The sequence below is a fragment of the Pseudonocardia sp. 2-7 genome, from assembly GCF_056341085.1.
Window position 1 is genome coordinate 1,156,283 of sequence record NZ_CP094507.1, and the last position, 17,639, is coordinate 1,173,921.

At 73.9% G+C, this 17,639-nt stretch carries 15 protein-coding genes; 9 read left to right on the forward strand and 6 right to left on the reverse strand.

Going from position 1 to position 17,639, the window contains the following annotated elements; translation table 11 throughout:
• The first annotated feature begins 10 nt into the window (after nucleotides 1-10).
• Nucleotides 11-631: a carboxymuconolactone decarboxylase family protein gene (locus tag MTO91_RS05885; RefSeq protein WP_346105961.1), complete on the forward strand. Its 621-nt coding sequence runs from the start codon at nucleotides 11-13 to the stop codon at nucleotides 629-631.
• A 17-nt stretch (nucleotides 632-648) separates the two neighbouring features.
• Here the strand turns inward: MTO91_RS05885 and MTO91_RS05890 are convergent, their stop codons facing one another.
• A complete protein-coding gene (locus MTO91_RS05890) occupies nucleotides 649-1,065 on the reverse strand; it encodes an organic hydroperoxide resistance protein (protein ID WP_253066816.1) in 417 nt (138 codons plus the stop codon).
• 73 nt (nucleotides 1,066-1,138) lie between these two features.
• Complete coding sequence (locus MTO91_RS05895) at nucleotides 1,139-3,229, reverse strand: ATP-dependent DNA helicase (RefSeq protein ID WP_476654813.1); 2,091 nt, start codon at nucleotides 3,227-3,229, stop codon at nucleotides 1,139-1,141.
• A gap of 145 nt (nucleotides 3,230-3,374) precedes the next feature.
• Here MTO91_RS05895 and MTO91_RS05900 point away from each other — a divergent pair, with 145 nt between their 5' ends.
• Entirely contained in the window at nucleotides 3,375-4,265 is an 891-nt protein-coding gene (locus MTO91_RS05900) for a thioesterase family protein (RefSeq protein WP_308215861.1), read from the forward strand.
• Nucleotides 4,266-4,352: 87 nt separating this feature from the next.
• Here MTO91_RS05900 and MTO91_RS05905 read toward each other — a convergent pair whose 3' ends face one another.
• From MTO91_RS05905 to MTO91_RS05920, 4 genes are all read right to left on the reverse strand, one after another.
• Nucleotides 4,353-5,024 (reverse strand): GntR family transcriptional regulator, encoded by a 672-nt coding sequence (locus MTO91_RS05905; RefSeq protein ID WP_405418968.1) that lies wholly within the window; start codon nucleotides 5,022-5,024, stop codon nucleotides 4,353-4,355.
• A complete protein-coding gene (locus MTO91_RS05910; protein ID WP_476653987.1) occupies nucleotides 5,021-6,367 on the reverse strand; it encodes a bifunctional folylpolyglutamate synthase/dihydrofolate synthase in 1,347 nt (448 codons plus the stop codon). Before MTO91_RS05910 ends, MTO91_RS05905 begins: the two co-directional genes overlap by 4 nt.
• Before the next feature lie 3 nt (nucleotides 6,368-6,370).
• Nucleotides 6,371-7,744: an L-serine ammonia-lyase gene (locus tag MTO91_RS05915; RefSeq protein WP_476653988.1), complete on the reverse strand. Its 1,374-nt coding sequence runs from the start codon at nucleotides 7,742-7,744 to the stop codon at nucleotides 6,371-6,373.
• A gap of 97 nt (nucleotides 7,745-7,841) precedes the next feature.
• The gene (locus MTO91_RS05920; protein WP_476653989.1) at nucleotides 7,842-9,281 is read right to left on the reverse strand and encodes an MFS transporter; all 1,440 of its coding nucleotides are present in this window, start codon (nucleotides 9,279-9,281) and stop codon (nucleotides 7,842-7,844) included.
• A 325-nt stretch (nucleotides 9,282-9,606) separates the two neighbouring features.
• Here MTO91_RS05920 and MTO91_RS05925 point away from each other — a divergent pair, with 325 nt between their 5' ends.
• From MTO91_RS05925 to MTO91_RS05955, 7 genes are all read left to right on the forward strand, one after another.
• Nucleotides 9,607-9,960, forward strand: a complete 354-nt coding sequence (locus MTO91_RS05925; RefSeq protein WP_476653990.1) for a bifunctional 3-phenylpropionate/cinnamic acid dioxygenase ferredoxin subunit — start codon at nucleotides 9,607-9,609, stop codon at nucleotides 9,958-9,960.
• Nucleotides 9,960-11,129, forward strand: a complete 1,170-nt coding sequence (locus MTO91_RS05930; RefSeq protein WP_357437426.1) for an NAD(P)/FAD-dependent oxidoreductase — start codon at nucleotides 9,960-9,962, stop codon at nucleotides 11,127-11,129. Before MTO91_RS05925 ends, MTO91_RS05930 begins: the two co-directional genes overlap by 1 nt.
• 170 nt (nucleotides 11,130-11,299) lie before the next feature.
• Nucleotides 11,300-12,604 carry a serine hydroxymethyltransferase gene (gene glyA / locus MTO91_RS05935; RefSeq protein WP_357437423.1) on the forward strand — a complete coding sequence of 435 codons (1,305 nt, stop codon included), beginning with the start codon at nucleotides 11,300-11,302 and terminating at the stop codon, nucleotides 12,602-12,604.
• The gene (locus MTO91_RS05940; RefSeq protein WP_357437420.1) at nucleotides 12,601-13,872 is read left to right on the forward strand and encodes a sarcosine oxidase subunit beta family protein; all 1,272 of its coding nucleotides are present in this window, start codon (nucleotides 12,601-12,603) and stop codon (nucleotides 13,870-13,872) included. The genes glyA and MTO91_RS05940 overlap by 4 nt, the downstream gene beginning before the upstream one ends.
• A gap of 17 nt (nucleotides 13,873-13,889) precedes the next feature.
• Nucleotides 13,890-14,180 (forward strand): sarcosine oxidase subunit delta, encoded by a 291-nt coding sequence (locus MTO91_RS05945; protein ID WP_073576180.1) that lies wholly within the window; start codon nucleotides 13,890-13,892, stop codon nucleotides 14,178-14,180.
• Complete coding sequence (locus tag MTO91_RS05950; protein WP_357437418.1) at nucleotides 14,177-16,963, forward strand: 2Fe-2S iron-sulfur cluster-binding protein; 2,787 nt, start codon at nucleotides 14,177-14,179, stop codon at nucleotides 16,961-16,963. Before MTO91_RS05945 ends, MTO91_RS05950 begins: the two co-directional genes overlap by 4 nt.
• Entirely contained in the window at nucleotides 16,953-17,609 is a 657-nt protein-coding gene (locus MTO91_RS05955; protein ID WP_357437416.1) for a sarcosine oxidase subunit gamma, read from the forward strand. The genes MTO91_RS05950 and MTO91_RS05955 overlap by 11 nt, the downstream gene beginning before the upstream one ends.
• The last annotated feature ends 30 nt before the right edge of the window (nucleotides 17,610-17,639 follow it).

Below are 17,639 nucleotides of genomic sequence, written 5' to 3' on the forward strand. Positions count from 1 at the left end.
TCCACCAGGTGTGACCACACACCCCTCCGCCGGTGCCCGCGACTGGGGCGGCCGGCTGCCCCGCAACGAGACCCTCGTCCTCGACGACGAGCAGCGCGCCGCCGCCGAGCGGCTCCACTCCGGCTCGGTCCGGTGGGCCGAGGAGTCCGGCTTCGCCGCCACCGACGACGACGGCGGCCTCATCGGCCCGTTCAACGCCTTCGTGCTGCGGCCCGGCCCCGGGAAGGCGTTCAACCGCTGGGTCGGCACCGACCAGCGGGACTCGTCGCTGTCGGCCACCGTGCGCGAGGTCGTGATCCTCACCGTCGGCGCGGCCTGGGGCGCGGCGTACGAGCTGTACGCGCACACCGCCGTCGCCCGGTCGGTGGGGCTGGCCGAGGACGCGGTGCGGGCGCTGCACGACGGAACCGCCGCCGACGTGCTGACCGGCGACGAGCTCGTCGTGCACCGGTTCGTCGACGAGCTGGTCCGCACCCACCGGGTCTCCGACGACACCTACGCCGCGGCCGAGGCCGCACTCGGCCGCGACGGGGTGCTCGACACCGTGCACCTCACCGGCATGTACCTGTCGGTGTCGGCGCTGCTGAACGCCTTCGAGATCCCGGCGCCGGAGATCCCCCCGGCACCGTGAGCACCCGGGCCCCGCGGTCAGACGGTCGCGGTGAGGGTGACCTCGACGTTGCCGCGGGTGGCCTTGGAGTACGGGCACACCTGGTGGGCGGCCTCGACGAGCTCGTCCGCGGCCGCCTGGTCCAGGCCCGGCAGGTGCGCGGTGATGTCGGCGGCCACGTGGAAGCTCACATCGTCGGGCGCCAGCTGGATGGTGGCGGTGACCTGCGTGTCGTCGGGGACGGTGATCTTCGCCGTGCGGGCGGCCAGCCTCAGCGCGCCGTGGAAGCAGGCCGCGTAGGCCGCGGCGAACAGCTGCTCGGGGTTGGTGGCGCCCCCGGGGCCGCCCAGCTCCGGCGGCATCGTCAGGTCCTGGTCGATGAAGCCGTCGTCGCTTCGGACGTGGCCGTCGCGGCCGCCGCCGGTCGAGGTGGCCTCGGTCGTGTAGTTCGCCACGGGTGCGCCTCCGGACTCGATTGGTTGCACACAACCTATATCGGGTCGGGGCCCGTCCGCCGTGTGGAGCCGGTCACGAGGACTCGCGCAGCCGGCGCAGTGCGCCGTGCACCTTCTCCCGGTCGGTGGTCTCCCAGAACGGGGGCAGGCTCGCCCGCAGGAAGCCGCCGTACCGCGCGGTCGCGATCCGCGGGTCCAGGATCGCGACGACGCCGCGGTCGTCGGTGGCGCGCAGCAGCCGTCCGGCGCCCTGGGCGAGCAGGAGCGCCGCGTGCGTCGCCGACACCGACAGGAAGCCGTTCCCGCCGCGCGCGTCGGTGGCCTTCTGCCGGGCCGCGATCAGCGGGTCGTCCGGGCGCGGGAACGGGATCCGGTCGATGATCACGCAGGACAGCGACGGGCCGGGCACGTCGACGCCCTGCCACAGCGACAGCGTGCCGAACAGCGAGGTCTCCGGGTCCTCGGCGAACCGCTTCACCAGCAGCATCGTGGAGTCGTCGCCCTGGCACAGCAGGGGGGTGTCGAGCTTGCCGCGCAGCGCCTCGGTGGCCTGCTTCGCCGCGCGGGTCGAGGAGAACAGACCCAGCGTGCGGCCCCCGGCGGCGCGGACGAGTCCCTCGATCTCGTCGAGGGTCTCCGGCGCGAGGCCGTCGCGGCCGGGGCTGGGCAGCCGCCGGGCGAGGTAGAGGATCCCGGACTTGGCGTGCGCGAACGGGGACCCGACGTCGAGGCCCTGCCAGCGCGGCGCCTCCGGGTCCTGGACCGGGCCGTGCCCCTCCTCGACGCGCGACGGCGGGGTGGACCCGGCCTCCCTGGGCTGCGACGCGGGCAGGCCCCACTGCCGGGCCAGCGCGTCGAACGACCCGCCCAGGGCCAGGGTCGCCGAGGTCAGCACGGTGGTGCGGGTGTTGAACAGCCGCTCGCGCAGCAGCCCGCCCACCGACAGCGGCGCGACCCGCAGCACCTTGTGGCGGGAGCCGTCGGGCCCCTGCTCACCCAGCCAGACGACGTCGCGGCGCGTGGCCGCGTCGGTCTCGGAGAACGTCTCCAGCAGCCGCGCGGCGGTGTCGACGACCTCGTCGAGCACGGCCTGGGCGAGCTTGCGCGCTGCGGCGCCCTCGGGGTCGGCGTCGTCGCTGCGCTTGTTCGCGCCCATCGACTGCCGGCAGCCCGCCCCGGCCGACAGGATCGCGTTCAGTGCGCCCGCGGCGGCGGTGGTCAGCGACTCCCAGCGCCCGGGGGGCATGTCCTCCAGCACCGCGGCGAGACCCTCACCGGCCTCCGCGAGCCGGTCCGCGGTGTCCTGGTCGACGAGCTTTCCGCAGCGCCGGGCCGCGGTCGCGACGGTGCCCGCGGTCAGTTCGGCGGTGGCCGCGCCGGTGACCCGGTCGACGAGCTCGTGCGCCTCGTCGACGATCACCACGTCGTGCTCGGGGAGCACCTGAGCCTCACCCATCGCGTCGATCGCGAGAAGGGCGTGGTTGGTGACGACGATGTCGGCCCGCCCCGCCTCGGCCTTCGCCTTCTCGGCGAAGCAGTCCTCGCCGACCGGGCAGCGGCTCGCGCCGAGGCACTCCCGCGCGGTCACCGACACCTGCCGCCACGCGGAGTCCGGGACGCCGGGGACCAGCTCGTCGCGGTCCCCGGTCCCGGTGTCCGACGACCACTCGTGCAGCCGCTTCACCTGCCGCCCGAGCGCCGAGATGGCGAACGCGTCGAACAGTTGCTCGTCGCCCGGATCGTCGTCCATGTCGCCGTGGAGCTTGTTCATGCACAGGTAGTTCCGCCGCCCCTTGAGGATGGCGAAGGTGGGCTCGCGGCCCAGCACCTTCTTCAGGCTCTTCGCGACGCGCGGCAGGTCCCGGTCCACGAGCTGGCGCTGGAGCGCGATCGTCGCCGTCGAGACGACGACCGTGGTGTCGCGGGCGATCGCGTGCCGGATCGCGGGCACGAGGTAGGCCAGCGACTTCCCGGTGCCGGTGCCCGCCTGCACGGCCAGGTGCTCTCCGGACGACAGCGAGCGGCGCACCGCGTCGGCCATCCGGTCCTGGCCCTCGCGGCGTGCGCCGCCGACCGAGGTGACTGCCACCTCGAGCAGCTCGTGCACACCGGGCAGGTCCTGGGTCCGCACGGGGGCCGTCGAGGGGGGAGGCACGTCCGGCAGGTTACCGAGCGCCCCCGACAGGTCCGGCCGTGACCGTGCCGCCCGGCACCCGGGACCGCGCACCCGGCGTACCCGGGCCGCTCACCGGGTGTGATATCGGACGGCCGGTTGCCGGTGAGCGGCGACACAGCGTCACGATGGGGGGGTGACAGCAACCATCACGACGCCGACCGTGCCCGAGCCGGGGATGTTCCCGGTGCTGATCGAGCACGAGGCCCGCTACGCCGACCTCGACCCGAGCCGCCGGATCGGCCGCGACGCCCTCGTGCGCTGGTTCGAGGACGCCCGCGTCGCCGTCGAGCGCGACACCTTCGGCGCCGACCTGGTCGCCCGCCTGCAGTCCCGCGTGCGGCTGCTGCTCGCCGCCATCCGGGTCGACGTGCTGGCCCCGCTGCGGGTCGCCGGCTCCTACCGGATCGGCGTCGGCGTCAGCCACATCGGCACCACGTCGTTCTCCTACCGGTACGCGGTCTTCGCCGGCGACGAGTGCGTCGCCACCGGCGAGTCGACCTCGGTGCACACCGACGGCGACGCCCCGACCCCGCTGACCGACGAGGTCCGCGGCGCGCTGACCACCCTGCGCATCGAGGCCCCCGCCCCGGTCCGTCCCGAGCGCGGCGACGCCCGCGCCGTCCGCGAGAACTACCCGTTCCGCTGGGACGTCCGCACCCGCTTCACCGACCTGGACACCAACCGGCACGTGAACAACGTCGCGCTGGCCTCCTGGTACCTCGACGGCCTCGCCGAGCTGCACTCCGACGTGCTGGGCTACCCCGCGGGCGGCCCGCTCGACGGGCTCTCCCCGTCGACGCTGTCGGTCCAGTACCTCTCCGAGGTGCACTACCCGGGCATCTACCAGATGCGCGTCGCGGTCACCGAGATCGGCGAGGACACCGTCCGCTACGTCTGCGGCCTGTTCCACGACCGCGAGCTCATCGGCCTGGCCGAGGCCGAGGGCTTCCACCACGCCCCGGGTGAGGACGGCGACCCGGTCCTCCTCGCGGAGAAGCTCGCCCCGTTCCGCTTCCGGGACTGACCCCGCACGTGCACCGAGATGCGGCTCAGCGGGAGTTGTGGATCTCCACACCCCGCTGAGCTGCATCTCGGCGGCGGAGGGCCCGATTCAGAGGACCGCGCGGACGGCGGTCTCGAAGCCGACGACGTGGTCGCGGCTGACGGCCTCGGCGCGGTCGGCGTCGCCGTCGGCGATCGCGGTCAGCAGCGCCGCGTGCTCGTGCACGTGGTGGCCGACCTGGTCCATGCGGTCCAGGAACAGGCAGTGGATCCGCGTGGCCAGGTGGTAGTAGCGGGTGAGCGTGTCCTCCAGGTACGGGTTCCCGGCGGCCCGGTACACCGACCGGTGCACCGTCACGTCCCACCGCATGAGCTCGATCCGGCCCATCCGCGGCGCCTCCAGCGACCCCACCCGCACGGCCAGCTCACGCAGCTCGTCACGCCGCCACCGCGGGGCGACGACGGCGGCCCGCCGTGCGGCGGTCGGTTCCAGCACGGTCCGGACCTCGCACACGTCGCGCAGGTCGGAGATGTCGACGGCGGTCGCGAACGTCCCCCGCCGCGGGTAGGACACGACCAGGCGCTCGGTCTCCAGCCGCTTGAGCGCCTCGCGCACCGGGGTGCGGCCCAGGCCGAGCCGGGTCGACAGCGCCTCGTCGTCGATCGGGGCCAGCGGCGGGATCTCCAGCATGATCAGCTGGTCCCGGATGGCCACGTAGGCCCGGTCGGCCAGCGACCGCGGGCTGTCGAAGTCCACGAACACGTCCTCGGTGATCGTCATGCGGGCTGTCCCTCGGGAACGGCCGGGCGGTCCGGCCGCGACGCGACCGCGCCGGGCAGCCGGAACGACCCGGTCACCACGACGGGGTTGCCCCCGCCGGTCGTCAGAGCGTGGTCGACGGCGTCGGCCGGGTCCGCGACGGCGACGGCCGGCACCCCGGCCGCCCCCGCGACCGCGGCGATCTCGGACGGGCTCCAGTGCCGCGACGCGTGCTCCCCGCCCGGCAGCCCGGTCGCGACGACCCGCGCCCCGGCCCCGGCGACCGCCCGGACGGCCTCGCCCAGGTCCTTGTCCCGGGCCAGCGCCAGCACCCAGGTCACCGGGCGTCCCGGGTGGGTCTCGGCCACCGTGGTGGCCAGCGCGGACAGCTTCAGTGCGTCGTGCGCGCCGTCGAGGACCACCGGGGTGCCCGCGACGGTCCGCCGCTCGAACCGCCCCGGCAGCGAGGTCAGCGCCAGCCCCTGACGGACGGCGAGCGGGTCGAGCCGCCAGCCGTCGCGCCGGGCGAGCACCGACACCGCATGCAGCGCCAGCACTGCGTTCCCGGCCTGGTGCCTGCCGTGCAGTCCCAGCGGCACGTCCGACCACCCGGCCAGGTCCACCGTGGTGCCCGCCGGACCGGTCCGGGCCAGCGCGGCCGCGGCGGCGACGTCCACGACGTCGACCAGGGTGTCGCGGCGCACCGCCTCCCGGGCCACCGCGGCGTCGCTCTCGGGGCCGCCACGGGCCAGCACCGCGCGGCCGCCGACCGGCAGGATCCCGGCCTTCTGCGTCGCGATCTCGCCGAGCGTGCTGCCGAGCATGTCGACGTGGTCCAGGCCGATCGCGGTCAGCACGGCCAGCTTGTCCGGTCGGGCGACGACGTTCGTCGGGTCCAGCCTGCCCCCGATACCGGTCTCGACGACGGCGTAGTCGGCCCGTCCGGCGACGGCGGCGAACCCGAGTGCGGTCACGACCTCGAAGAACGAGCAGCGCTCGCCCCGGCGCGCCTCGACTGCGGCCACCGAACGCGCGACGGCGGCGAGCCGGTCGTCGAGCACGTCCGCGCGGACCGGGAGGTCACCGATGCGGAACCGCTCGCGGATGCCGTAGACGTGCGGCGAGGCCTGCACGCCGACCCGGAACCCGTGCCGGGTCAGCAGCGACGCGACGAACGCGCACACCGACCCCTTGCCCGCCGTCCCCGCGACGTGCACGGTCCGCACGGCCTCCTGCGGGTCACCCAGCCCGGCCAGCACCTCGCGGGTGCGCTCACGGGGCGCGTCGGGCGCGGCGCCGTTGCGGCGCCCGGTGGCCGGGCGCGACAGCAGGAACCGCTCCAGCTCGTCCTGTCCGGAGAACACGGCTCAGCACTCGACGATGTTCAGCGCGAGACCACCACGGGCGGTCTCCTTGTACTTGTCCTTCATGTCCGCGCCCGTCTCCCGCATCGTCGTGATGGCCTTGTCCAGCGAGACGTGGTGCACCCCGTCGCCGTGCGCCGACATCCGCGCCGCGGTGATGGCCTTGATCGAGGCGACCGCGTTGCGCTCGATGCACGGGATCTGCACGAGCCCGCCGACCGGGTCGCAGGTCAGCCCGAGATTGTGCTCGATGCCGATCTCGGCGGCGTTCTCGACCTGCTCCGGGGTGGCGCCCATGATCTCGGCGAGCCCGGCGGCCGCCATCGCGCAGGCCGACCCGACCTCGCCCTGGCAGCCGACCTCGGCGCCGGAGATCGAGGCGTTCTCCTTGAACAGCAGCCCGACCGCGCCCGCGGTGAGCAGGAACCGGACGACGGAGTCGTCGTCGAAGCCGGGCAGGAAGCGCTCGGCGTAGTGCAGCACGGCCGGGACGATCCCGGCGGCGCCGTTGGTGGGGGCGGTGACGACGCGTCCACCCGCCGCGTTCTCCTCGTTGACGGCGAGGGCGTAGAGCGTCACCCACTCCATCGCGTGCAGCGCGTCCGGCTCGCCGGTCGCGGCCTCCAGCCGCTCGCGCAGCGCCATCGCCCGGCGCCGGACCTTCAGTCCGCCGGGCAGCGTGCCGCCGGTGCGGGCGCCGCGCTCGACGCACTCCCGCATCACCGACCAGATGTGCAGCAGCTCGCTGCGCACCACGTCCTCGGTGCGCCGGGACAGCTCGTTGGCCAGCATGATGTCGGAGATCGACAGCCCGTGGGCGCGGGTGAGCCCGAGCAGCTCGTCGCCGGTGGTGAAGGGGTGGGCGACCGGGGTCGCGTCCTCCACCAGGACGGGGCGGCCCGCCTCGTCGGAGTCGAGCACGAAGCCGCCGCCCACCGAGTAGTACTCGCGCTTGTCCAGGACGGCGCCGTCGGCGTCGAAGGCCTGCAGCAGCATGCCGTTGGAGTGGAAGTCGAGCCGGCGGGTGCGGTGCAGGACCACGTCGTCGTCGGGGACGAAGGTGATCTCGTGGATCCCGCCGAGGCGGATCCGCCCCTCCGCGCGGACGTCGGCGACCATCGGGTCGGCCGCGACCGGGTCGACGAGGTGCGGCTCGTGCCCGGCGAGCCCGAGCACGACGGCCTTCACGCTGCCGTGGCCGTGCCCCGTCGCGCCGAGGGAGCCGAACAGCTCGACCCGCACGGACGAGGTGCGGGGCAGCTCGCCCGACGCGGCGAGCCGCGCGACGAACCGGGCCGCGGCCCGCATCGGGCCCACGGTGTGCGAGCTCGAGGGTCCGATCCCGACCGTGAACATGTCGAACACGGAGATGCTCACGGCCGCTCCGATCCACGTCGGGCTCTGGTCATGTCGACGATGTTAGACTGATATATCAACTATGCCAAGAGGGGTACGGCGGTCGATCCGCGGCGGGTCAGTGCGTGTGGTCGTAGGGCTGCTCGAGCGGCACGCCCTCGGGCGACATCGGCGGCGCGGGCAGGTCCGCGCTGGAGGTCAGCGGGGCGGCCCCGGCCAGCGGGCGGCCCGCGGTCTCGGGCAGGAACACCACGCCGACCACGCCGACGAGGCCGGCGGCGACGAGGACGTACCCCGGCCAGTCGAGGTTGCCGGTGGCGGTCACGGCGGTCTCGATCAGCGTCGGCGCGGTGCCCGCGAACAGCGACACCGACAGGTTGAACACCACGCCCAGGCCGCCGTAGCGGACCATCGTCGGGAACTGCGCGGGGAGTGTCGACGGCAGCACCGCGGCGAAGCCGACCAGCACCGAGGCCATCAGCAGCAGGCCCACGAACTGGCCGATCATGCCGTCGCGCATCAGCCAGACCGCGGGCAGCCCGACCCCCACCAGGGTCAGGCTCGTGACCATCAGGACCGGCTTGCGGCCGACCCGGTCGCTGAGCCTGCCCACCGCGGTGATCACGCAGAGCATGCCCAGCATGACCGCGACGAGCATGGCGCCGGTGGCGGCCCCCGAGGCGCCGTGCTGGCCGTGCCGGGGGAGCGTCCCGGTCAGGTAGGTGGGCATGTAGTTGGTCAGGACGTAGTTGGTGACGTTCCAGGCGACCACCAGCGCCGCGGTCACCAGGGCCGGTGCCCGGTAGCGGCGGAGGAGGATCTGCATCGCCCGCCGGTAGGGCATCGTCGCGAGTGCGGGCGAGCGCTCCATCAGCTGCCGGAACGCCGGGGTGTCCTCCAGGCGCATCCGCAGGTAGATGCCGGCTATCCCCAGGGGGAGGGCGAGCAGGAACGGGATCCGCCAGCCCCAGGCGAGCAGGTCCTCCTCGGGCAGCACCGCGACGAGCGCGCCGCAGACACCGGCGCCGAGGGTGTAGCCGGTGATCGTGCCGAACTCCAGCCAGCTGCCGAAGAACCCGCGACGGCGGTCGGGCGCGTACTCCGCGACCAGGGTCAGTGCGCCGGTGTACTCCCCGCCCGCGGAGAAGCCCTGCAGCATCCGGATCAGCAGGACCAGCAGCGGTGCGGCGATCCCGGCCGTCTCGTAGGAGGGCACGAAGCCCAGCGCGAGCGTCGCGACGGTCATCAGCAGGACGGTGAAGGCGAGCACCCGGGTGCGGCCGATGCGGTCCCCGAGCGGCCCGAACACGAACCCGCCGAGCGGCCGGACGACGAAGGCGGCCGCGAACGTGGCGAGGGTCAGCACCAGCGACCACTCGCCGGCCTCCGGGAAGAAGACCCGGTTCAGCACCACCGCGGAGAGGAAGGAGAAGAGGCCGAAGTCGTACCACTCGGCGACGTTGCCGACCGAGGCCGCCGCGGCCGCCCGCCGGACCGTGCGCTCCTCCTCGACCGCGACCGGGCCGCGGCGTCGGGGCCTGCGCGGTCCGTCGGTCATGAAAGGTCCCCTCGGATCGATCGGCCGCGCTGCGGCAGCCGTGCCGACGTGGCGTCGCAGTATCGCCACACCACCATTCTCGCGGCCATGGTGTCACGTGTCCACGAGTGATATATCTTTCGTCGACGGGCGGCCCGGAGTGTGCCGGTGCCGGTTTCCCGGGCCTTTCGGTCACCGGGGACAGCCGCTCACATTTCCACGTCGTGACGTCGTTGCCCGCTCCGGGCCGGTCGAAAAATCGCTCGTTGACGGCTGCGACCTGCGGCCTCACCATACGGTTGCGCATGGCATGGCGGGTTTCGCGATAGGCAACAGTGGAGGAAGCATGATCTTCGTGGGCGAGCTGTCCGACATCCCCGTCGGGGAGTCCGTTCGTGTCCAGGGGGCGGTGCCCATCGCCGTCTTCAACGTCGACGGCGATCTGTACGCCATCGACGACACGTGTACCCACCAGGACGCCTCGCTGTCCGACGGATGGCTCGAGGACTGTGCGGTGGAGTGCCCGCTGCACGCGGCCTGCTTCGACCTGCGGACCGGGATGCCGAGCGGCCCGCCGGCGAAGACCCCCGTCCGCACACACCAGGTGGTGATCGCCGACGGTGTGGTCCACGTCGTCGAGTCGGTCCCCGCCTCCGGTGCCGCGACCGGCGTCCGCCCGGGCGTACAGGCCGGCACCTGATGCGTGACGTCACGGTCGTCGGCGCCTCGCTCGCCGGCCTCGCCACGGCGCGAGCCCTGCGCGCCCAGGGCTTCACCGGGACGATCACGGTCGTCGGCGACGAGAAGCACGTCCCCTACGACCGCCCTCCGCTGTCCAAGGAGTTCCTCGCCGGGATCTCCGACGAGGACGCCATCGCCCTGACCGAGGACGACGACGCCGCGCTCGACGTGGTCTGGCGCCTCGGCCGCACCGCACTCGCCCTCGACGGCCCGACCCGGACCGTCACTCTCGACGACGGCTCGACCCTCTCGGCGGACGCCGTCGTGCTCGCCACGGGCGCCCGCGCCCGGAACCTGCCGGGTGAGCTGCCCGGCGGGGTGCACACCCTGCGCACCCTCGACGACGCCCGCGCCCTGCGCGCCGACCTCGTCCCGGGCCGGCGGCTGGTGGTGATCGGCGCCGGGTTCGTCGGGGCCGAGGTCGCCTCGACCGCCCACGGCCTCGGTCTGGACGTCACGATCGTCGAGGCCGCCCCGGTGCCGTTGCAGCGGGCCCTCGGGCCCGAGATGGGCACCGCCTGCGGCCGCCTGCACACCGCCGCCGGGGTGCCGCTGCACCTCGGCACGGGCGTGGCCCGGCTCGTCGGATCGCCCCGGGTCACCGGGGTCGAGCTCACCGACGGCCGCGCGCTGCCCGCCGACGTGGTCGTGGTCGGGATCGGTGCGATCCCGAACGTCGAGTGGCTCGACGGCTCCGGTCTGGAGCTCGACGACGGTGTCGTCACCGACGCCGCGGGCCGCACGACCCTGCCCGGGATCGTCGCGGTGGGGGACTGTGCCAGCACCCACCGCGCCTACACCGGCTCCCGGCTGCGCCTGGAGCACTGGACCAACGCGCTGCAGCAGCCGGCCGTCGCGGCCGCGGCGCTGCTCGGGACCGAGCACTCGCTGCCGGCCCACCACGCGGTGCCCTACTTCTGGTCCGACCAGTACGGGCACACCATCCAGTTCGCCGGGCACCGGGCCGCGGACGGCTCGGTCCGGATCGACGACGGGGACCTCGAGGTCGACGGCGGGTTCCTCGCCGTGTTCCTCGACGCCGCGGGGGAGGCCGTCGGCGTGCTCGGCGTCGACCGTCCCCGGCCCTTCGGGCGGATGCGCCGGGAGCTGGCGAAACGGCTCGCCTGACCCGGCACGTCACCTGTGGCGCAGGTCCTCACGAGGACCTGCGCCGCAGGCGTGTCCGGACCCGTTCGCGCGCACCACGATCAGCCTCTTGACCTGCCGAGAGTGCCGTGCGAGGCTAACCGCAGACAGTTGATATATCAGTCTTCTGGAGAAGATATCTGGAGGTGCCCATGACGACGTTCGCCGTGGATCGGGGTCCGTCGAACGGTGCGACGGGGGTCCTCGACGGGACGCTCGCCGAGACCGACCCGGAGGTGCACGCGGCCGTCGCCGCCGAGCTGGGTCGCCAGCGCGGCACCCTGGAGATGATCGCCAGCGAGAACTTCGCCCCGCTGGCCGTCATGCAGGCGCAGGGCTCGGTGCTCACCAACAAGTACGCCGAGGGCTACCCCGGCCGCCGCTACTACGGCGGCTGCGAGCACGTCGACGTCATCGAGCAGCTCGCCATCGACCGCGTGACGGCGCTGTTCGGCGCCGACTACGCGAACGTCCAGCCGCACTCCGGCGCCCAGGCCAACGCGGCCGTCATGGCCGCGCTGCTCGACCCGGGCGACACGATCCTGGGCCTCGACCTGGCCCACGGCGGGCACCTCACCCACGGCATGCGGCTCAACTTCTCCGGGCGGCTCTACGACGTCGCGGCCTACCACGTCCGCGCCGAGGACCACCGCGTCGACATGGCCGAGGTGGAGCGCCTGGCCCACGAGCGCCGCCCGAAGCTGATCATCGCCGGCTGGTCGGCCTACCCGCGGCAGCTCGACTTCGCCGAGTTCCGGCAGATCGCCGACGCGGTCGGTGCGTACCTGATGGTCGACATGGCGCACTTCGCGGGGCTCGTCGCGGCCGGGCTGCACCCGTCGCCGGTGCCGTACGCCGACATCGTCACCAGCACCACCCACAAGACCCTCGGCGGCCCGCGCGGCGGCATCATCCTGGCCCGCGCCGAGCTCGCCAAGAAGCTCAACTCGCAGGTCTTCCCCGGCCAGCAGGGCGGCCCCCTGGAGCACGTGATCGCGGCCAAGGCCGTCGCGTTCAAGCTCGCCGGTGAGCCCGCGTTCGCCGAGCGGCAGCAGCGCACCCTGTCCGGCGCCCGGATCGTCGCCGAGCGGCTGGCGACCGAGCCCGGCGTCGGCGTGGTCTCCGGCGGCACCGACGTCCACCTGGTCCTGGTCGACCTGCGCGACTCCGAGCTCGACGGCAAGCAGGCCGAGGACCGGCTGCACCGGGTCGGCATCACCGTCAACCGCAACGCCGTCCCGTTCGACCCGCGCCCGCCGACGGTGAGCTCCGGGGTCCGGATCGGGACCCCCGCGCTGGCCGCCCGCGGCTTCGATGCCGAGGACTTCACCGAGGTCGCCGACATCATCGCCTGCGCCCTGCGCCCCGACGCGGGCGACGCCGAGCTCGACGAGCTCGCCGCCCGCGTCACCGTCCTCGCCGACCGCCACCCCCTCTACCCGGAGCTGACGGCATGAGCACCGAGAAGACCGGCACCGGGAACACGCCTCCCGGGGCGCACCTGCCCGAGCACCCCGACGTCCTGTGGCGCAACCCCGAGCCGAAGCGCTCCTACGACGTGGTCATCGTCGGCGGCGGCGGGCACGGTCTGGCCACCGCCCACTACCTGGTCAAGAACCACGGGATCACCAACGTGGCGGTGCTGGAGAAGGGGTGGCTCGCCGGCGGCAACATGGCCCGCAACACCACGCTGATCCGCTCCAACTACCTCCTGGACGAGTCGGCCTTCGTCTACGAGCACGCCCTGAAGCTGTGGGAGGGGCTGGAGGAGGACCTCGGCTACCCGATCCTGTTCTCCCAGCGCGGCGTGCTGAACCTCGCCCACACCGAGCAGGACGTGCGCGACTCGGTCCGCCGGGTCGAGGCGAACCGGCTCAACGGGATCGACGCCGAGTACCTCGGCCCCGACGACGTCGCGAAGATCTGTCCGATCGTCAACGTCTCGCACGACATCCGCTACCCGGTGCTCGGCGCGACCTACCAGCCCCGGGCCGGCATCGCCAAGCACGACTACGTCGCCTGGGGTTTCGCCCGTCGCGCCGACTCCGCCGGGGTCGACCTCATCCAGGACTGCGAGGTGCTGGACTTCGTCACCGAGGGCTCGGTCGAGGACGGGAACGCCCGGGTCCCCGGGATCCGCACCAGCCGCGGCGACATCGCGTGCGGGCAGGTCGCGCTCTGCGCGGCCGGGCACACCTCGACCCTGCTCGACCGGCTCGGCGTGGACACCCCGCTGCAGTCGCACCCACTGCAGGCGCTGGTGTCCGAGCTGCTCGAGCCGGTGCATCCGACGATCGTCATGTCGAACGCGGTGCACGTCTACGTCTCCCAGGCGCACAAGGGCGAGCTCGTGATGGGCGCCGGCGTCGACTCCTACAACGGCTACGGGCAGCGCGGCGCCTTCCACATCATCGAGCGGCAGATGGCCGCCGCCGTCGAGCTGTTCCCGGTGTTCGCGCGGGCGCACCTGTTACGCAGCTGGGCGGGCATCGTCGACGTCACCCCGGACGCATCGCCGATCGTGGGCCGCACGCCGTACTCCAACGTGCTGGTCAACTCCGGGTGGGGGACCGGCGGCTTCAAGGTGACGCCCGGGCTGGGCTGGTGCCTGGCCCACACCATCGCCACCGACGAGCTGCACCCGCACATCGCCCCGTTCGCCCTCGACCGGTTCGTCACCGGCGCGCTCGTCGACGAGCACGGCGCCGCCGGCGTCGCCCACTGACCCCAGGAGCCGCCACCGTGCAACTCATCGACTGCCCCTGGTGCGGCCCCCGCGAGGAGGTCGAGTTCCACTACGGCGGCCAGGCCCACGTCGAGTACCCGGCCGCGCCGGCCGAGCTCGACGACGAGCAGTGGGCGCACTACGTGTTCTTCCGGGACAACCCGAAAGGCCCGTTCGCCGAGCGCTGGAACCACTCCGCAGGCTGCCGCCGCTGGTTCAACGCCGTCCGCGACACCCACACCTACCGGTTCCTCGCCGTCTACCCGATGGGCGGGGCCCGGCCGCAGATCCCGGGGGCCCGAGCATGACCCGCGTCGACGGTTTCGGTCGCGTGGACCGGACCCGCACCCTGACCTTCGTCTTCGACGGCACCACCTACACCGGCCACCCGGGTGACACGCTGGCCTCCGCGCTGCTCGCGAACGGGGTCACCGTGCTGGGCGGCTCGGTCAAGCTCGGCCGCCCGCGCGGTATCGGCGGGGCCTGGACCGAGGACCCGGTCGGCCTCGTGCAGGTCGAGGAGCCGTTCCCCGAGCCGATGCTGCAGGCCGCCACCGTCGAGCTCCACGAGGGCCTGGTCGCCCGCGGCCTGAACGGGCAGGGCCGGCTCGCGACGGTGCCCGACACCGCGCGGTACGACCGTCGCCACGCCCACTGCGACACCCTGGTGATCGGCGCCGGCCCGGCCGGGCTGCTCGCCGCACGCACCGCGGCCCGCCGCGGCGACCGCGTGGTGCTCGTCGACGACCGTCCGGAGGCCGGTGGCGCGCTCGTCCCGACCGACCGGATCGACGGGCGCGCCGCGCACCGCTGGGTCGCCGACGTCGTCGCCGAGCTCGCGGAGAACCCCGAGGTGCGCCAGCTGCAGCGCACCACCGCCTTCGGCCACTACGACGACGGGTTCGTCCTGGCCCTGGAGCGGCGCACCGACCACCTCGGCGCGGCCGCCCCCACCCACCGGTCCCGCCAGCGGGTGCACCGGATCCGGGCCGGGCGGGTCGCCGTCGCGGCCGGCGCGATCGAGCGCCCCGTGGTGTTCGCCGACAACGACCGGCCGGGTGTCATGCTCGCGTCCGCGGCGCGGGAGTACCTGCACCGCTACGGCGTGCTCGCCGGACGCGAGGTCGTCGTGTTCACCACCGACGACGCCGCCTACCTCGCCGCCGCCGACCTGGCCGGGGCCGGGGCGCGCGTCACCCTCGTCGACGCCCGCGCCACGCCGCCCACCGAGCGCGCGCGGGAGTGCACCGAGGCCGGGGTGACCGTGACGGCCGGCGCCACCGTCGTCGGCTCCGACGGCGACGCCGCGGGCCGGGTGTCCGCCGCGCACGTCGCGACCGGCGACGGCACCGAGGTGCTGGCGTGCGACCTGCTGCTGGTCTCCGGTGGCTGGACGCCCACCGCGCACCTGTTCAGCCATGTGCGCGGACAGCTGGTCTTCGACTCCGGTCTGGGAGCCTTCCGGCCGGGCGCCGACATCGCGGGCACCGAGGTGATCGGCGCCGCGAACGGTATCCTCGACCTGGCGGGCTGCCTGGCCGAGGGCGCGGGCGGCGACGCCCCGAGCTGCGCCCCGGAGCCCGCGCGCACCCCCGGCCTGGTGCTGTGGCGCACCGCGGGCGACTCCGCGCGCCAGTTCGTCGACGTCCAGCGGGACGCGACCGTCGCCGACATCGAGCGGGCCGTCGGCGCCGGGCTCCGCTCGGTGGAGCACGTGAAGCGCTACACCACCATCGGCACCGCCCACGACCAGGGCAAGACCTCCGGCACCATCGCCTCCGGGATCACCTCGGAGCTGCTGGGCCGCCCGGCGGGCGACCTCGGGACCACCACGTTCCGCCCGCCCTACACCCCGGTGTCGTTCGCCGCGCTCGCCGGCCGCGAGCGTGGGGACCTGTTCGACCCGGTCCGCACCACCGCGGTGCACCCGTGGCACGTCGCACACGGCGCGGTGTTCGAGGACGTCGGCCAGTGGAAGCGGCCCCGCCACTTCCCGCGGGCCGGTGAGGACATGGATGCCGCGGTGCTGCGCGAGTGCGCCGCGGCCCGCCGCGACGTCGCGATCATGGACGGCTCCACGCTCGGCAAGATCGACGTCCAGGGCCCGGACGCGGACACGTTCCTCGACCTCGTCTACACGAACCTGATGAGCAGCCTGAAGGTCGGCCGCGTCCGCTACGGCGTCATGTGCGGCAACGACGGCATGGTCACCGACGACGGCACCGTGCTCCGCATCGCCGAGGACCGGTTCCTGCTCACCACGACCACCGGCGGCGCCGCCTCGGTGCTCGGCCACCTGGAGGACTGGCGCCAGACCGAGGTCCCGCACCTGAAGGTGAACCTCACGTCGGTCACCGAGCACTGGGCGGTGTTCCCGGTCGTCGGGCCCCGCTCGCGCGACGTGATCTCCGCAGTGTTCCCCGGTGTCGACGCCTCCGCCGCGGCGTTCGAGTTCATGACCTGGCGCGACACCGAGCTCGACGGGGTGCCGGTCCGGCTGGCCCGGATCTCCTTCTCCGGCGAGCTGGCGTTCGAGGTCAACGTCGACTCCCGGTACGGCCTGGCCGTGTGGGAGCGGCTGGTCGCGGCCGGCGAGCCGTACGGCATCACCCCCTACGGCACCGAGACGATGCACGTGCTGCGCGCCGAGAAGGGCTACCCGATCATCGGGCAGGACACCGACGGCACCGTCTCCCCGCACGACCTGGGGATGAGCTGGGCGGTGTCGAAGAAGAAGGTCGACTTCGTCGGCAAGCGCTCCTTCGCCCGCGCCTCCAACACCGACCCGATGCGCAGGCACCTGGTCGGGCTGCTCCCCACCGACCGCGGCACCCGGCTGCCCGAGGGGGCGCAGATCGTCGAGTTCTCGCCCGACGGCACCCTGCCCCCGCCGCCGGTCCCGATGCTCGGCCACGTCACGTCCAGCTACCTGTCCGCGGAGCTGGAGCGGCCGTTCGCGCTGGCCCTGCTCGAGGGCGGGCGCGACCGCATCGGCGACGTCGTGCACGTCCCGCACCAGGGGGCGCTGGTCCCGGTCGAGATCACCGGACCCGTCCTCGTCGACCCGGAAGGAGCCCGCCGTGACGGCTGAGCTCGCCACCACGCACCCGCTCGACGCCCACGCCACGGCACTGACCGGGCTCGCCCGGGACACCGACGGCGGCCTCTCGGTCGAGGTCCTGCCGACCGCGCAGTCGGTGACCCTGCGTCTCGACCCGGCGGGCCCGGCCCGCGCCGGTGTCGACGCCGCGCTCGGCACCGCGCTGCCGACAGGTGCGAACACCTGGGTCGCCGCCGGTGACGGCGAGGTCGTCTGGCTCGGACCCGACGAGTGGCTGGTCACCAGCCGCTCCGCGAACGCCGCGGTCTCCGAGGCGGCGCTGCGCGCGCTCGTCGCCGGGGAGGCGGGCGGCGCCGCCGTCGACACCTCCGCCCAGCGGGTCGTGCTGCGGATCGGTGGGCGCCTGGCCCGCGAGCTGCTGTCCTTCGGCTGCTCGCTGGACCTGCACCCGCGCTCGTTCCCGGCCGGGCGCAGCGCCCAGACGCTGCTCGGCGGGGCGGGGGTGCTCCTCCTGGCCCGTGACGCCGCCGCCGACGCCGACGGGGGAGCGGTCCTCGACGTGCACGTCCGCAGCTCGTTCGCCGGCCACCTCGCCGACTGGCTGCTCGACGCCGCCCAGGAGTTCCGCGACGACCCCGCCGCCGACCCCGCCGCGTCGCCGGCCCTCGCCGGCTGACCCGCCCGACGACCACGCAGAAGGAGACCA

What these genes read in the sequence shown, in the direction of transcription:
- MTO91_RS05905 (WP_405418968.1), bottom strand. Translation starts at nt 5,024, where the DNA reads ATGACGATCACCGAGGACGTGTTCGTGGACTTCGACAGCCCGCGGTCG.
- MTO91_RS05920 (WP_476653989.1), bottom strand. Translation starts at nt 9,281, where the DNA reads ATGACCGACGGACCGCGCAGGCCCCGACGCCGCGGCCCGGTCGCGGTC.
- MTO91_RS05925 (WP_476653990.1), top strand. Translation starts at nt 9,607, where the DNA reads ATGATCTTCGTGGGCGAGCTGTCCGACATCCCCGTCGGGGAGTCCGTT.
- MTO91_RS05930 (WP_357437426.1), top strand. Translation starts at nt 9,960, where the DNA reads ATGCGTGACGTCACGGTCGTCGGCGCCTCGCTCGCCGGCCTCGCCACG.
- glyA (WP_357437423.1), top strand. Translation starts at nt 11,300, where the DNA reads ATGACGACGTTCGCCGTGGATCGGGGTCCGTCGAACGGTGCGACGGGG.
- MTO91_RS05940 (WP_357437420.1), top strand. Translation starts at nt 12,601, where the DNA reads ATGAGCACCGAGAAGACCGGCACCGGGAACACGCCTCCCGGGGCGCAC.
- MTO91_RS05950 (WP_357437418.1), top strand. Translation starts at nt 14,177, where the DNA reads ATGACCCGCGTCGACGGTTTCGGTCGCGTGGACCGGACCCGCACCCTG.